General features: G+C 47.6%; 11 protein-coding genes. 7 read left to right on the top strand and 4 right to left on the bottom strand.

Features of this window, described 5'->3' with window-relative positions:
- Positions 1-317: 317 nt before the first annotated feature.
- Positions 318-1,010: a hypothetical protein gene (locus tag ACEW9O_RS18245; RefSeq protein WP_373551622.1), complete on the bottom strand. Its 693-nt coding sequence runs from the start codon at positions 1,008-1,010 to the stop codon at positions 318-320.
- 263 nt (positions 1,011-1,273) lie between these two features.
- Complete coding sequence (locus ACEW9O_RS18240) at positions 1,274-3,274, bottom strand: thiamine pyrophosphate-dependent enzyme (RefSeq protein WP_373551621.1); 2,001 nt, start codon at positions 3,272-3,274, stop codon at positions 1,274-1,276.
- Positions 3,275-3,323: 49 nt separating this feature from the next.
- Here ACEW9O_RS18240 and ACEW9O_RS18235 point away from each other — a divergent pair, with 49 nt between their 5' ends.
- Positions 3,324-3,851, top strand: coding sequence for a GNAT family N-acetyltransferase (locus ACEW9O_RS18235; RefSeq protein ID WP_373551620.1), 528 nt, complete (start codon positions 3,324-3,326; stop codon positions 3,849-3,851).
- On the opposite strand, the gene ACEW9O_RS18230 is transcribed toward ACEW9O_RS18235, so the two are convergent.
- Positions 3,848-4,963, bottom strand: coding sequence for a YbhN family protein (locus tag ACEW9O_RS18230; RefSeq protein ID WP_373551619.1), 1,116 nt, complete (start codon positions 4,961-4,963; stop codon positions 3,848-3,850). The two genes, ACEW9O_RS18235 and ACEW9O_RS18230, sit on opposite strands and share 4 nt — an antisense overlap.
- A gap of 118 nt (positions 4,964-5,081) precedes the next feature.
- Here ACEW9O_RS18230 and ACEW9O_RS18225 point away from each other — a divergent pair, with 118 nt between their 5' ends.
- Both ACEW9O_RS18225 and ACEW9O_RS18220 read left to right on the top strand, forming a co-directional pair.
- On the top strand, positions 5,082-6,194 hold the full coding sequence (locus ACEW9O_RS18225) for a VWA domain-containing protein (protein ID WP_373551618.1): 1,113 nt from the start codon (positions 5,082-5,084) through the stop codon (positions 6,192-6,194).
- 200 nt (positions 6,195-6,394) lie between these two features.
- A complete protein-coding gene (locus tag ACEW9O_RS18220) occupies positions 6,395-7,555 on the top strand; it encodes an acyl-CoA dehydrogenase (protein ID WP_373551617.1) in 1,161 nt (386 codons plus the stop codon).
- A gap of 86 nt (positions 7,556-7,641) precedes the next feature.
- On the opposite strand, the gene ACEW9O_RS18215 is transcribed toward ACEW9O_RS18220, so the two are convergent.
- Complete coding sequence (locus ACEW9O_RS18215; RefSeq protein WP_373551616.1) at positions 7,642-8,535, bottom strand: DMT family transporter; 894 nt, start codon at positions 8,533-8,535, stop codon at positions 7,642-7,644.
- Positions 8,536-8,606: 71 nt separating this feature from the next.
- Here ACEW9O_RS18215 and ACEW9O_RS18210 point away from each other — a divergent pair, with 71 nt between their 5' ends.
- From ACEW9O_RS18210 to ACEW9O_RS18195, 4 genes are all read left to right on the top strand, one after another.
- On the top strand, positions 8,607-9,074 hold the full coding sequence (locus ACEW9O_RS18210) for a redoxin domain-containing protein (protein WP_373551615.1): 468 nt from the start codon (positions 8,607-8,609) through the stop codon (positions 9,072-9,074).
- Positions 9,075-9,160: 86 nt separating this feature from the next.
- The gene (locus tag ACEW9O_RS18205; RefSeq protein WP_373551614.1) at positions 9,161-9,463 is read left to right on the top strand and encodes an ATP-dependent Clp protease adaptor ClpS; all 303 of its coding nucleotides are present in this window, start codon (positions 9,161-9,163) and stop codon (positions 9,461-9,463) included.
- Positions 9,464-9,638: 175 nt separating this feature from the next.
- Positions 9,639-10,421, top strand: a complete 783-nt coding sequence (locus tag ACEW9O_RS18200; RefSeq protein WP_373551613.1) for an alpha/beta fold hydrolase — start codon at positions 9,639-9,641, stop codon at positions 10,419-10,421.
- Positions 10,422-10,617: 196 nt separating this feature from the next.
- Positions 10,618-13,257: a M1 family aminopeptidase gene (locus tag ACEW9O_RS18195; RefSeq protein WP_373551612.1), complete on the top strand. Its 2,640-nt coding sequence runs from the start codon at positions 10,618-10,620 to the stop codon at positions 13,255-13,257.
- The last annotated feature ends 37 nt before the right edge of the window (positions 13,258-13,294 follow it).

The raw sequence follows: 13,294 nt of genomic DNA, 5'->3' as shown, positions 1-13,294 counted from the left end.
TGCACTCTCTTCATTTCAAGAAACTTTGCCAGTTTAATCTGTCTGTCAAGACCAAGCAGATTACAAATTCAGAAACTTCCTGCTCTTTCAATTCTGAAATTGTCTTCTCCCTCATTCTGTATGCAACATCTGCTCGGTATGATACAAGTCTAGTACCAATTTATTCACCACGCGCTCAAGCTTTTTAGAATTTTGTTTCAGCCATTCTTGTGCCGCTTTATCCTTGATGTAATAAATCGAGTGCTTCAGTGGTTTTCATTGATTTTGCCATTGGATTCATCTTTTAAGGAATGACTAATGGGGCTTTCGCAGGTTAGTTAATGGTTTGAATTATTCGGAGGTATCGTATAGTTGGTGCCGCTTGGAGAAACATAATCGCCACTGGAAGTTGAATTGTACAGTTGGTCGATTGTATCAATTCCACCAAAGAGATCAGTCTCTTTTTTTGCAACCTCATCTTTCACAGCAAAACTGTTTTCAATGATTTCTTTCGAGTCTGACAAGAACATTTCAACTGCCTTCTTAGTCAAATTAAAGAAAACATTCAAATTTAGTACCCAATTATCATTCTGCGGACCTTGTTTTTTTTCAATCAACTTATTTCCTGTGGGGTCCAATATCAAAATATGAGAACCTGGTAGACCTAGATTATGGGTCAAAATTGATCGATAATTCTTGTAAAGTACATCGAGTTCCTTGCTACTAAGTCGTTGATCTCCATAAAATTTGTAGTTAAGAATGTATAAATGCTTTGCCTTGTTATCAAGAGCCTGGGGTGCACCATCTATCTCAACAACAAAACTTTTGTTTCTGTCTCTATGATAACTCCCAATTGCATCAGCAATAGAAAATAACAATATGGCAGCAGGAATTCCCAAACATCCAGGAAATCTAGAATCAGCCCATTGTTCATGCTCTTCCTTTCGATATAAAATGCATTGTTCAACTGCTTCCAGCATTTCATTTAAAGCTTCTCTCGATAAGTCGTTAAAATCTAATTTTTTATTCATTTGTGCTGTTTTTAGCCTTGAAACTTTGAGAATCCTAGTTCTGTTAAAGGCCTAATTACCAGTATAATCCTGAGTTTAACTTATAAAATAGAAAAATAGTTCCTTCGACAGAAAAACTACATTTAGTGGAAAGAACCTTGAGCTATGGGTTGCCCCATATTCATCACTGCGACTCTTCCCGAATTTGTGCTAAGCTCATTTTCCTTTTTTACGGCAATAAAAATAAATAGCATTCCAACAAAAATCAAGGTAAAGGGGTTCCCTCAATACCCCATCAATTTCTTCAACTTCTCCACAAACCGCCCCACGGGCAAAAACTGTTTCTCCAGCGAACCCGCAAACGGAATCGGCGTATCCAGCGCCGCCTCCCGCATCACTGGCGCATCCAGGTATTCAAACAGGTGTTCAGAAATGTGCGCTGCAATTTCCCCGCCAATGCCGCCCACCAGGGTATCTTCATGCAGGATGATCACCTTATTGGTTTTGCGCACACTCGTTTCGATGGTCTCATAATCGAGGGGGAGCAAAGTCCGCAAGTCGATGATCTCGGCATCAATGCCCAGTTCGGCGATCACTTTTTGTGCCCATAGTACCCCCATGCCGTAGGTCACCACGGTCAGGGCTTTGCCTTCACGTACTACCCGGGCTTTGCCAATTTCTACGGTATAATAGTCGTCGGGGATGCTTTCACTCAGGCTGCGATACAAGGCTTTGTGCTCGAAGTACATCACCGGGTTGGGATCCTCAAAAGCTGCCAACAATAGTCCCTTGGCATCATAAGGGGTAGCAGGATATACCACTTTTAAACCCGGGGTATGAAAAAACCAGGCCTCATTGCTCTGGGAGTGAAACGGCCCCGCACTCGTACCTCCCCCACAGGGCATCCGTACAACCACGTCAGCATTGGCACCCCAACGGTAGTGGAGTTTCGCCAGGTTGTTGATGATTTGGTTGAAGCCGCAGGTCACAAAATCGGCGAATTGCATTTCCACCATCGCCTTGTAGCCCTTCAGACTCAAACCCAAGGCCGCACCCACGATGGCACTTTCGCACAATGGTGTATTGCGCACCCGCTCCTTGCCAAATTGGGCCACAAAACCATCGGTGATTTTGAACACCCCGCCGTAATCGGCAATGTCCTGGCCCATCAGGATGAGCTTATCGTGTTTTTCCATGGCTTGGCGAAGGCCATCAGATAGGGCGTCGACAAATCGTTTGTCACTTTTTTGCGCGGTCTTTGGAGTCGTAAACTGGGGCACATAGGGTGCATACACATCGGCCAATTCCTCGGACAGCTCATTTTGTGGATCACCTTCCTCAAAGGCTTGTTGCAAACCCGCTTCGATGTGTTTTTTCCACTTGGCGGTCAACTCCTTTTTGCTGGCTTCGGTCAATAGCCCTTCTTCCATCAGGAAACGTTCGTAATTGCTCAGCGGGTCGCGCAAGGCCCAATGATCCATCAAGGCTTTGGGCACGTACTTGGTGCCAGAAGCCTCCTCGTGGCCCCGCATGCGGAAGGTCATACATTCCAGCAGCACGGGTTCGGGGGTTTCTCGCATGGATTCGGCCAGTTCGGACACCGTGCGGTACACCTCCAGGATGTTGTTCCCATCGATGGTGAGCGCTTTCATCCCGTATCCTATCCCCTTGTCGGCCAACTGGGCGCAACGGTATTGTTCGGTAGGTGGCGTAGACAAGCCGTAGCCATTGTTTTCAACCAAAAAAATCACGGGCAATTGCCACACTGCGGCTACATTGAGCGCTTCGTGGAATTCACCCTCACTCGTGGCGCCATCGCCAGTAAAGGCCAGACTTACCCGGCCTTCACCTGAGAGTTTATGTGCTAACCCTACGCCAGCAGCCAGCGAAAGTTGTGGCCCCAAATGGGAGATCATGCCTACGATGTGGTGCTCCAGGGTGCCAAAGTGAAAAGAGCGGTCTCTACCCTTGGTATAACCGGAATATTTGCCTTGCCACTGGGCAAACAAACGATCAAAAGGTACCTCGCGGCCAGTAAATACCCCCAAATTGCGGTGCATGGGAAAGATCATTTCATCGGGTAGCAGCGCCAGGGTTGCCCCCACGGAAATGGCCTCCTGACCAATGCCAGAAAACCATTTGCTCACTTTGCCTTGGCGAAGCAACTTGAGCATCTTATCTTCGATCAGGCGAGGATAAAGGAGTTGGCTGTACAGGCTGAGCAGTAACTCGTCAGAAAAGCCTGCGCGGTTGAAAACCATCTGGTCTACAGCGGCGTCTTGCATGGTAATTTGGTTAGGTACGGGCCAAAAGTACGATAAAAAACTTGTGTTTATGCTAAGGATTGAACGGGTTTTGCCCCAGGATATTTTGACCCTGCAGAGGGTAGTGGAGGAAACGTATTTGCCCTATTTTCGCTACCTCTGGCACGATGAAGGCAAGGCTTATTTGGCTTACATCAACAATCTGGAGGTGCTGGAGCAGCACTTGGCTAATCCCAAACACCATTATTATTTTGCAAAGTTGGAGGATGGGCTGATTGCTGGATATTTAAAACTCATTTTTGACGCGCCCATCTCCGATACCCCCTTTAGCAATGCGGTCTCTTTGGATAAAATTTACCTGACTGAGGCAGCAAAAGGTAAGGGGATTGGAAAAACATTGATGGATTTTGCGGATGAACAGGCGCGTCAGGCCAAGGCGGAGTATTTGTGGCTCCGGGTGATGGATAGCAATGCGTACAATCTGGATTTTTATGTGAAAAATGGGTATAAGCTATTGTACAAACGTTGGCTGGAATTGGCGAAGATTAAGGAGGAGCATCGGGGAATTTTTACGATGATAAAAACACTCCGGGATTAATCAGGATTTTGCTCAGTTTCCTTCGTCTTTTTTCCTTTAAACACCGCCCTAATCCAAACCGGCACCACCAGCGCTCCCGCCATCAGATACAAATAATATGACAACAAGCGCCAGATCGTCGAAATGACCGTGGCGTGGGTATTGCTGTGTACATAATCAGTCAGGAATCCATTAAAAGCCAATTCGATGATCCCTGCTCCGCCTGGAGTGGGGCTGAACATGACCACAAAAAACATGGTTTGCAGCCGCGCATACAACTCACTTTGAAAACGCAAGGTCAGTGGCAGCTCAGGCGTAAAGGCAATCACCAAACAACTGATCAGCGAAAAACGGAAAATCCAGGCCAGCAAGGTTCCTACTACGGCTTGAAGGTGGATGGGCCAGCCTTGCTCTTTTAGCCCTTTTGATGCGGTGACCAAATCCTCGCCCAATTTGATTGCACTTTGATGAAAACGCCGCAGCAACCGATTATTCGTTGCCCAGCCCAACAAACGCTTCATCTGCTGGGGCCCCCAGAAAATCCCATAAGCAAAAATGATAGAGTATACGATCATGAAGATGTAAAAACCTAAGGCCAAATAACCCCATTGGCCCAAATCGGCAAAAGATTGTGCACCTGGTCGTAAAATGTCAAACCCAAAAATGAGGAATAAAATGGGCAGCGTACAGAGCATAAATAAGGCATCCAACACAATGGTATAGGTTACAATGGTCACCGTGCGGGCCACCGAAAGTTTTTCCTGGGACAAAATAAAAAAGGCTACTGCCGAGCCACCCAAGGCCGAAGGTGAAACCGCTGAACTAAACTCCCAAATGATAACGACCTCGATGCATTTCCACCAGGAAAGTTCTTTATTGGTCAAAGCCCGCAAACGAAGTGCGTAGGACAGATCCCGAATTACGATAGTCAATATCCCCATCCCAATCCAAAAATAAACATGGCCCGTCCACTGGATGCGCTTAAATTCTTCCAGATCAAAATTGCGCCACAACATATAAAACACTCCTGCCAGACCGAGTAGAGCAGGAATTACAATGCGGTAGGGCGAAATTGACTTTAATGCCTTATGTTGATCCTTTTCAGTATCTTTCCAGGCTTCTTCTTGCTTCACTCTGACGTGGTTTTGGGGCGTTTGCCCAATTTATAAAGTACCCGCTCATCAATTATGTTGCGATACTTGAGCCCGAAATTCAGTAATTTTTTCCATTTTTGGTAACGATTGTGAAAATATGGACAAAGAAGAACAACTCAAACGCTGGCGGCTGGTACTTGGCCAAAATGCTGACCCCAAAGAAAGCATCGGGCTAGGGGAGGAAGAACAGGGCATGGACAAGGTCTTGGATGCCTTGTACGACAGCGAGCGCGAGCGTGGACTAGGTAGTTCTTCGCCGAATGTTGCGCGTTGGTTGGGGGACATCCGCAAGTATTTTCCTGCGCCCGTCGTACAATTGATGCAAAAAGACGCGCTGGAGCGGCTGCGTTTGCACCAAATGTTGCTGCAACCCGAATTGCTGGAAACCTTGCAAGCGGATGTGCATTTAGTCAGCACCTTGCTGAGCCTAAAAAAAGTGCTGCCCGCCCAAACCCGCGAAACCGCCCGTGAGGTCATTCGCAAAGTGGTCAAAGAACTGGAGAAAAAACTGCGCCAACCCCTGCAAAACGCCATCAAAGGTAGCCTCAGTCGGGTGGCTCGTTCCCGCCGACCCAAACCCAATGCCATCGACTGGCACCGCACCATCCGCGCCAATTTGAAACACTACCAAGCGGAATACCACAGCATCATTCCCGAAAAACTTTGGGGCTTCGGTCGCCGCCAACCCAAAATGAAAGACCTGATCCTGCTGATAGACCAAAGTGGCTCCATGGCGGCATCGGTGGTCTACGCCGGGATTGTGGGCTCGATCATGGCTTCCATGCCCAGCATTACGACCCGTTTCATCGTATTTGATACCAGCGTGGTGGACCTTAGCGAACATTTACACGATGTGGTTGACCTGCTGTTCGCTACCCAACTCGGCGGCGGCACGCACATCAGCAAGGCGCTACGTTATGCCCGCCAACACATTCGCCAACCGAGGCATACTATAATGGTATTGATTTCGGATTTGATGGAGGGTGGGCCGCCAGATGATTTGCTCCGTCAAGCTGCGGAAATTAAGGCCATGGGCGTCAATTTGATTGCGCTGCTGGCCTTGAATGACAAGGGCGCGCCGATGTATGACCACCATATTGCTACGCAGTTTACGCAGCTGGAGATTCCTACGTTTGCGTGTACGCCGGATGCGTTTCCGGATTTGATGGCGAAAGCGATCAAGGGGGAAAGGTTGCGGGAGGCGCCGTGAGGGTACATTCTACTCGTGATCTAAATTTTAGCGTAAATTCGCTACCCACTTTCCAAATTTTAGCGTAAATTCGCCAATTCTTTCGACTGTGCTGGAATTTCCGGTACAGCGAACCAATCTGTGTTTTTTAGCCTCAACATTAACCAGACCAAATAGCGGGTACTGGGATTGCCAGTACCCGCCATCAAAACCACATGGCGATGGATTTTCACTTGTCCGAAGAACACCTGGCCGTTCAGGCCGCAGCACGTGATTTTGCCCAAAAAGAATTGAAGCCTGGCGTCATCGAGCGCGATTCCAAAATGGAATACCCTTATGAGCAAGTCAAAAAGATGGGCGAGCTGGGCTTTTTAGGCATGATGGTAGCGCCTGAATACGGCGGTGGCGGGATGGATTCCCTGTCCTATGTGCTCGCCATGGAAGAAATTTCCAAAATAGACAATTCTTGCTCGGTGATCATGTCGGTCAACAATTCCCTGGTCTGCTGGGGCATTGAGACCTTTGGCAGCGCTGAACAAAAAGCCAAATACCTTCCTCGGCTCGCCAGCGGTGAATGGATCGGCTCATTCTGCCTCTCCGAACCCGAAGCTGGCAGCGATGCCACCCACCAGCGCACCACCGCAGTAGACATGGGCGACCACTACCTGCTCAACGGCACCAAAAACTGGATCACCAACGGAGGTACTTCCAAGTTACACCTGGTGATGGCCCAAACCCACCCGGAAAAAGGCTCCAAAGGCATCAATTGCCTGATTGTAGAAGCCGATACGCCCGGCGTCGCCGTCGGGGCCAAAGAAGACAAGCTGGGCATCCGTTCTTCGGATACCCACACCATTATGTATAGCGATGTCAAAGTGCCGAAGGAAAACCGGATCGGCGAAGATGGTTTTGGCTTTAAGTTCGCTATGAAAAGCCTGGCAGGTGGCCGCATCGGCATTGCTGCCCAAGCCCTGGGAATAGCAGGGGGTTCTTACGAGTTGGCCCTGGAGTACTCTAAACAACGCACTGCCTTTGGCAAACCCATCAACCAACACCAGGCGATCGCCTTCAAATTGGCCGACATGGCCACCGAGATCGAAGCAGCCAAACTGATGGTTTACCGGGCTGCCTGGCTCAAGGATCAAGGCCTGGACTACAGCGCCGCCAGCGCAATGGCAAAATTGTATGCTTCCGAAGTAGCCATGCGCCACAGTGTAGAAGCGGTGCAGGTTCATGGCGGCTATGGTTTTGTCAAAGAATACCACGTGGAGCGCCTGATGCGCGATGCGAAAATTACGCAGATCTACGAAGGGACTTCGGAGGTGCAGCGGATTGTGATTTCGAGGGAAGTGACGGGGGGGAAACCGTATTTGCCGGTTTAGTTGAAAAGTTGAAGAGTTGAAAAGTTGGGGTTGCCGCGAACGGTCACTGAGCGAAGTCGAAGTGTCGTTCGCGGTAGCCCAACATTTCAACCCTTCAACTTTTCAACTTTGCTAAGCAACGGATACGAAAACACCACCGCCATAATCACCGCCGCGCCCCAATAAAAAGTACTACTGACCTCTTTGTCCTCATTCAGGAGGAGCCAGGCCAGCACGATGGCGTAAACCGGCTCCAGGTTCATGGTCAAGTTGGAGGTAAAAGCGGAAAGGTGTTTCAATGCATTCAAAGACAGCACATAAGCGAAGGTGGTACACAGCAAGGCCAATATCAGTAAATACAGCCAATCACTCCAATGCGGCGGGATCATGACTGGAAACCCCGCCTTACTCAAACCCGAACCCACAATCACCAGTCCCAAAAACAAACAGGCACTACTCAATTCCACAAAAGTAATGCTCATCGCGTCGAGGTTAGCAACCTGTGATTTGTTCAGAATGGCAAATAGCGCTGCCAACAATGCCGCGATAACTCCCACCACCAGACCATCTACCATCGAAAAATCGATGCCATTGACCACCAAAGCCATCCCGGGAATGATCAACAAACCCAGTCCAAGTTCCAGCGCATTGAATTTTTTCTTCAGAATCAGAGGCTCTAGAATGGCTGAAAAAAGAGAGGTAGAACCCATCGCCAGCACTCCAACCGAAGAATTGGACAATTTGATCGCCCCATAAAAAGCCAACCAGTGCAAACCCACAATGGTGCCAATGCCCATCAAAATCAACAATTGACGGCGGGGCAAGGTCTTGAGGAGCTTAACCACATTGATCAACAGCATCAAACTCAAAGAAGTGATCAACACCCGCCACCAAACCAGCACCAGGGCACTCAATTGAATCATTTTTCCCAAAATGGCGGTAAGGCCAAAGAGCAAAACTGCAAAATGCAGTTGGAGGTACGCTTTTTGTGCTGCTGTCATTGAACTATTCCCTTGCTTAGTGCATTTAGGTAGGCAAGATAGAATCATTTTTACCATTAATCCAGACAATCATGCTACAAATTGGTGATCAGGCCCCGGCCTTTACTTTGTTTTCCAGTGACAAAAAAGAAGTGAAGTTGGAAGACTTTCAGGGACAAAATGTCGTTTTGCTGTTTTTCCCGATGGCATTTACCAGTGTATGCACTACAGAATTGTGCAATATGCGTGACGACATTGCCTTTTACCAAGGACTAAATGCCCAAATTTTAGGTGTTTCCGTAGATTCACCTTTCACACTGGCTAAATTTAAAGAGGATCAAAACCTGAATTTCCATTTGTTGTCTGATTTCAACAAAGGCGTTTCAACGGCATATGAAGCATTGTATCAGGATTTTGTTTTTGGTATGAAAGGTGTTTCCAAACGCGCCGCTTTTGTAATCGACGGCAATGGAACAATCCAGTACGCTGAAGTGTTGGAAAATGCGGGAGAAATGCCGAATTTTGCCAATGTAAAAGCAGCCCTGGCTGCCCTTAACTAATTGCTAGTGGCAACTGACTGTTTTGACCGGTTTTATGACTGGTCAAAACAGTGCTTAAGATCAAACTAGTATTCATTCAAAAAACAATGATTACCGCGTACAATCCTGAGGTAGAAGAATTAGAAGAAGTCTTGGTAGAAGATGAGATCAATGAGCTATTGGGTCATCATTCCCGTTTGATTGTATACAATGATGACCACAATACTTTTGAATGGGTCATCCAGTGTTTTGTAGAAGTATTGGAATATCCCCAGGATCAGGCCGAGCAATTGGCCTTAATCATCCATTTTAAAGGAAAAGCAACCGTCAAAACGGCGCCAAAAAAAGAATTGAAGCCCAAAAAAGATGCTTTGATTGATCGAGGACTTTCTGCTGTCATCGAAGATTAAATTTTGGAATCTATTTTCGTGCAAACTGTTCAAATCTTGCTGCAAGCACTCTCCATCGTTTTGCCAAACAAATTTAAAAGCCTATTTTTGCGTTTAAGCAAAAAAAGCTTAGTCTAAATCCCTTAAATTAATGGTTTGCAGAAATTTTATTTTGTCACCTAGCGCATAAGTATAAATGGAATACCCTACCATTAAGGACGGTAAATACACATATATTGAAACCAAAGGCGGAGAAGAAACCCTCATCCTGCTGCACGGCCTGTTTGGAGCTTTGAGCAATTTTGAAGGGATAATTGCGGCCTTTGGCCAGTCTCACAATGTGGTGATCCCCATTTTGCCCATGTTTGAATTGCCTATTCGGGAAGTATCCGTAATGGGGCTGGTGGAACATCTTGGCGATTTTATCGAAGATAGAGGGTACAAAAAGGTGCATCTATTGGGCAACTCTCTGGGTGGGCATATTGCGCTGTTGTATACACTTGGGCATCAGGATAAAATCGCTTCATTGATTTTGACGGGTAGCTCAGGATTGTTCGAAAGTGCCATGGGTAATAGTTTTCCCAAACGTGGTGACTACGAATACATCAAGAAAAAAACCCAGGATACCTTCTACGATCCGACCATTGCTTCGGCGGAATTGATCGACGAAGTCTACAGCATCGTCAACGACCGCAACCGGGCCATTCGGGTGATTGCTACCTCCAAATCGGCGGTAAGGCACAACCTGGGCGACAAGTTGCACAACATCAAAGTACCTACTCTACTCATTTGGGGCCGTCAGGATCAGGTTACACCGGCTTTCGTTGGGGAAAAATTTCATGAAATGATTCCACATTCTCGCTTGCACTTGATCGAACTTTGTGGTCATGCACCCATGATGGAGAAAAAAGAAGAATTCAATCGTCACCTGTCGGCATTCCTCCAAGAGGTATCTGGCTTGGTGCCGGTAAGCAAATAATTTAGTTTAGAAGGTTGAGGGAGGTTGAGAAGGTTTAGGGCTACCGCAGCGATTTTGACATGTCCAAGTTCAAGTCGCTGCGGTAGCCTCAACTTTCTCAACCTCCCTCAACTTTCTCAACTGTTTTATCCCCCACTGCGGGTGATTTTATTTTAAACTATCATCCTTATTTTTCGCGGAAAAAATTGACCATAGCATGAAAAAAATCTTGTGGTTGTTGTGCATCACCTTGATTGTGGGCGCTTGCTCAACCCAAAAACCTGTCACGACTAAAACTGAACCTGCCCAGGAACTCATTGCTGAGGTGGATCTGGATACCCTGGATATTGAATCCATGGTGGACGAGGGCGAAGGAGAAGAAAATGAGGAAGTAGAAACAACTTTATCTCCTTATAGCCCTACTGCCAAGCGGGTAAACGATCTGCTGCATACCAAGATTGACGTACGTTTTGATTGGGCCAAAGAAGAAGTATACGGCAAAGTTACCCTGCGCCTCAAACCCTTCTTCAATCCAACGTCTACTCTGACACTGGATGCCAAGGGGATGGAGTTCAAAAAAGTACAATTTGCGGGCAATGAGCAGCAGTTGAAATACAAGTACGAAGACAATCAGCAGATTGTAATCCAACTGGGTCGCTCTTTCAACCGCAGTGAAGAATACAGCATCTACCTCGAATACACGGCCCGCCCCAAAGGTGACGGCGGCAGTGATGCCATCACTTCTAACCAGGGTTTGTTTTTTATCAATCCCCGCAATGAAGAACTGGGCAAACCTCAACAAATCTGGACCCAGGGCGAAACCGAATGGAACTCCCGCTGGTTCCCCACCATCGATCGCCCCAACGAGCGCTGCACCCAAGAGCTTTACGTTACCGTAGAGCAAAAGTTCAAAACCCTTTCCAACGGTATTTTGGCTACCTCTACCAACAACGCCGATGGTACCCGTACCGACTACTGGAAAATGGATCTGCCCCATGCGCCCTATTTGTTCATGCTGGCAGTAGGTGATTTTGCGGTGGTAAAAGACAAGTGGCGCAACATCGAAGTAGCCTACTATGTCGAGCCTGAATATGAAGCCGACGCCCGTGATATTTTTGCCCACACGCCAGAGATGTTGGAGTTCTTCTCGAACAAACTGGGTGTGAACTACCCCTGGCCCAAGTTTTCACAAATCATTGTGCGCGACTATGTGTCGGGCGCGATGGAAAACACCACGGCGGTTGTTTTTGGCGACTTCATCCAAAAACACAAGTGGGAACTCATCGACGATTCCAATGATAAAATCGTTGCGCACGAGATGTTCCACCACTGGTTTGGCGACTATGTGACGAGCGAAAGCTGGCCCAATCTGACCATGAACGAAGGTTTTGCCAACTACTCTGAATACCTCTGGTTCGAACACAAATATGGCTCCGATTATGCCGACCACCACCTGCTCACCGAGCAAGGGGGGTACATTGGTTCTGCGGCTGGCGGTATTCACCCCTTGATTTATTTTGGGGTAAAAGACAAAGACGACATGTTCGATGCGCACAGCTACAACAAAGGCGGTGCAATCTTGCACATGTTGCGTCGCTACGTCGGTGATGAGGCTTTTTTTACTGCCCTGAAAAACTACCTGACGCAAAATGCCTTCAAAGCGGTTGAAGCACACAATCTGCGACTGGCCATGGAAGAAGTGAGTGGCGAAGACCTCAACTGGTTTTTCAACCAATGGTATTTCGCCTCGGGGCACCCCAAACTGAACATCGAATACAGCTACGATGCAGCAGCCAAAGAAGCGGTTGTACAAGTCAAACAAACCCAGGATGAAAGAGGGGTTCCCGGCGTATTTGTGATCCCTGTGGCCGTAGACGTATACGCCAATGGCCGTAGCATGCGCCACGACATTCGGGTAGACCAGCGGGAACAAACCTTCCGCTTCCCTGCCAGTGCCAAACCCGACCTGATCAATTTTGATGCGGATCGGGCCCTTTTGGCCGAAATTGAAGACAACAAGAGCGAGGAAGAACTGGTGTTCCAATTCAAAAATGCGCCCAAGTTCATGGACCGCAACGAGGCGATCGAACGCCTGATGAGTCTGGAAAGTGACGAGATACTGGGTCTTTTGAGCACGGCGCTCAACGACCGCTTTTACTCCATCCGCTCCATCGCACTGGATAATTTGCCCGAAGAAGTGAGCCCAGAGTTGTTGACCAAACTGCGCGACCTGGCCCAAAACGACAAACACTCCGAAGTGCGTTCCAAGGCCCTTTCCGCATTGGCTGATAGTGGCGACCCTCAAACTTTGGCTGTAGCCAAAGCCGCCTTTGAAAAAGAACAGGCACTTAGTGTACGGGCCAGTGCTCTGGGCATCATTTATCAGGAAAACGAAGAAGAAGGTTTGGCCCTGGCCGAAAAGCTGAGTGAAACTGCCAAAGGCCCACTCCTGGAAGCGATTGCAGGGATCTACACCGACAAAGGTGATGCAAAATTTCTGCCGTTTTTTGAAAAACGCCTGAAAGACGTAGACGGATTCACCGCTATTTCTTTCTTCGAAAGTTATCAGATTTTGGCTTCCGGTGGAGACCAGGCGACGATTGATAAAACCATCGAAACCCTGAAAAATTTTGGCACGAGCAGCGATCCATCATTGTGGCGTAAATTTGGAGCAGTCAAAGCCCTCAATGACCTGCGCAACGATTTTCGGGTGAAAGCGCGCAGCGCTGCGGGTACTGAAAAAACGACCTTGACGAGCAATGCAGATCGTATCGCCAAAATAATTGATGACATCAAAAGCAAAGAAACCAACGCTGAATTGAAATCAGTTTATGATCAATTGCCGGTGATAAAATAATTTTCAACCAGCTACTAGATTTTTTTGTTGTCTTTTA

It is taken from the genome of Haliscomenobacter sp., assembly GCF_041740695.1.
Lineage (GTDB): Bacteria > Bacteroidota > Bacteroidia > Chitinophagales > Saprospiraceae > Haliscomenobacter.
This window is presented reverse-complemented; position numbering and strand designations above follow the sequence as displayed.

Excerpts from the sequence above, each read along its gene's own strand:
- ACEW9O_RS18215 (WP_373551616.1), bottom strand. The coding sequence starts at position 8,535 with ATGACAGCAGCACAAAAAGCGTACCTCCAACTGCATTTTGCAGTTTTG.
- ACEW9O_RS18225 (WP_373551618.1), top strand. The coding sequence starts at position 5,082 with ATGGACAAAGAAGAACAACTCAAACGCTGGCGGCTGGTACTTGGCCAA.
- ACEW9O_RS18195 (WP_373551612.1), top strand. The coding sequence starts at position 10,618 with ATGAAAAAAATCTTGTGGTTGTTGTGCATCACCTTGATTGTGGGCGCT.
- ACEW9O_RS18235 (WP_373551620.1), top strand. The coding sequence starts at position 3,324 with ATGCTAAGGATTGAACGGGTTTTGCCCCAGGATATTTTGACCCTGCAG.
- ACEW9O_RS18200 (WP_373551613.1), top strand. The coding sequence starts at position 9,639 with ATGGAATACCCTACCATTAAGGACGGTAAATACACATATATTGAAACC.
- ACEW9O_RS18205 (WP_373551614.1), top strand. The coding sequence starts at position 9,161 with ATGATTACCGCGTACAATCCTGAGGTAGAAGAATTAGAAGAAGTCTTG.
- ACEW9O_RS18240 (WP_373551621.1), bottom strand. The coding sequence starts at position 3,274 with ATGCAAGACGCCGCTGTAGACCAGATGGTTTTCAACCGCGCAGGCTTT.
- ACEW9O_RS18210 (WP_373551615.1), top strand. The coding sequence starts at position 8,607 with ATGCTACAAATTGGTGATCAGGCCCCGGCCTTTACTTTGTTTTCCAGT.
- ACEW9O_RS18220 (WP_373551617.1), top strand. The coding sequence starts at position 6,395 with ATGGATTTTCACTTGTCCGAAGAACACCTGGCCGTTCAGGCCGCAGCA.
- ACEW9O_RS18245 (WP_373551622.1), bottom strand. The coding sequence starts at position 1,010 with ATGAATAAAAAATTAGATTTTAACGACTTATCGAGAGAAGCTTTAAAT.